This window comes from Legionella feeleii (assembly GCF_001467625.1).
GTDB classification, from domain to species: Bacteria; Pseudomonadota; Gammaproteobacteria; order Legionellales; family Legionellaceae; genus Tatlockia; species Tatlockia feeleii.
In genome coordinates this window covers 87618-89355 of the sequence record NZ_LNYB01000085.1, presented here as the reverse complement: position 1 = coordinate 89355, position 1738 = coordinate 87618, and the positions used below count along the sequence as shown (strand labels likewise).

Below are 1738 nucleotides of genomic sequence, written 5' to 3'. Positions count from 1 at the left end.
ATCTAATCTAAAAGGAGGCGAAACACGGCCTCCAGCTTGATGCGCACTAAGCAAATTTTCCCATAAAGACATGCTTTAGGGAAAGTTTTGAAGTAACATTCACCACCATTTTAAGCCATATGATTTCTCATTATGCGAGCCAGCAATAAGCAATTGACCATTTTGTCAGAAGCAGAAAAAGCCGCTTTATATGAGTCACCTGATTTTGATGAGGAACAACGCTTGAGTTTCCTCAATTTAACGCCTGAGGAGCAAGCATTGGTTCGTAATCGCGCTAATCTCTCAGCCCAGGTCCATTGCGCACTGCAAATCGGGTATTTTAAAGCCATGCACATGTTCTTCCCAATTGATTGGGACGAGGTTCAAGAAGATACCGACTTTATCATGCAGGAGTATTTTCCCGAGCATATGTTTTTCCATCCAACGACCATCACCAAGCATCAATATTATGCGCAATGCCACACAATTGCCGCGCATTTTGGTTACCAGCTATGGTCAAAAGAATTTGAGCCATTATTGCGTGAAAAAGCCGAAAAAATCATCTATCGGGATGTCAGTCCGCAATTTATTGTCATTGAGTTGTTAGGGTTTATGAGAGAGAAAAAAATCATGCGCCCAGGATACACAACTCTGCAGGCGATTGTTAGCAACGCATTAAACGCCGAACGCAAACGTTTGGGGACGATTATTCATGAGTCACTTACTGAAGCTGATAAGTCCGCTTTACAAAAACTGCTGTTTGAGAAGGAAACTGAAACCCTGTCTGGATTGGCTGATCTAAAACAGGACGCTAAGGATTTTAAACCACGCATGATTAGCGCTGAACGCGACAAACTGATTTCAATCAAACCGTTGTATCTGTTAGCCAAATCGTTATTATCCAAGCTCAAATTATCCCAACAAAACCTTCAATATTATGCAAGCCTTGTTGATTATTATACCGTGTATGATTTGCGCAAGAAATTAAAATCTGACCAAACCTATCTTTACCTTGTGTGTTATATCCATCAGCGATATCTTAAACTTGATGATAATTTGATGGATGCCTTTTGTTTTCAGCTCAAAGAGTGTGAAATGGAGATCAAGGAAAAAGCTCAGGACGCTTATTCTGAATATGCCATTAGCAAGCAGTCAGAGCTGGCTGTCATGAAGAAATTGGTAAAATTGTATGTCAAGCAGGAATTATCAGATGAGATTCGCTTTGGCGAGGTGCGTAGAGAAGCATTTGCGATCATGCCAGAAGAAGAATTGCGCAATAAAGTATTACATGATGACGATAAAGAACTAAAATTAATCGATTTTTATTGGAAAATGGTTGATAAGCATTTCCATCGATTCAAACTGCAATTGCGACCATTAATGATGGCGATTGATTTCTCAAGTACTGCGGCTGACAGTCCTTGGCTTAAGACCATTACCTGGCTTAAAGAGCTGTTTGGCGCCAACAAAACGATAAAGAAATACCCAATCACAGCATGCCCCGAGAAGACTCGGCCAAAACGGTTACAAAAATTCTTGTTCGATACGAACGCCAAGGGTGAGCAAAAATTCCATGGTGATCGTTATGAATTTTGGATTTACCGGCAAATGAAAAAACGGCTCAAAGCAGGAGAGCTCTATCTCGCAGATAGCGTCCACCATCGCTCACTTCAACAGGAGATTAGTTCTGCCAATGAAAAAGGAGCGTTGGTTGAGCCGTTGGATATCCCTGCACTGAGAGACCCTATCAAAAAATTAC

The 1738-nt window shown here is 41.1% G+C and carries 1 protein-coding gene; it reads left to right on the top strand.

What is annotated here, in order from left to right; translation table 11 throughout:
- Positions 1 to 132: 132 nt before the first annotated feature.
- The coding region (locus tag Lfee_RS12590) for a DUF4158 domain-containing protein (protein WP_193786959.1) at positions 133 to 1738 on the top strand (1606 nt) is incomplete at its 3' end.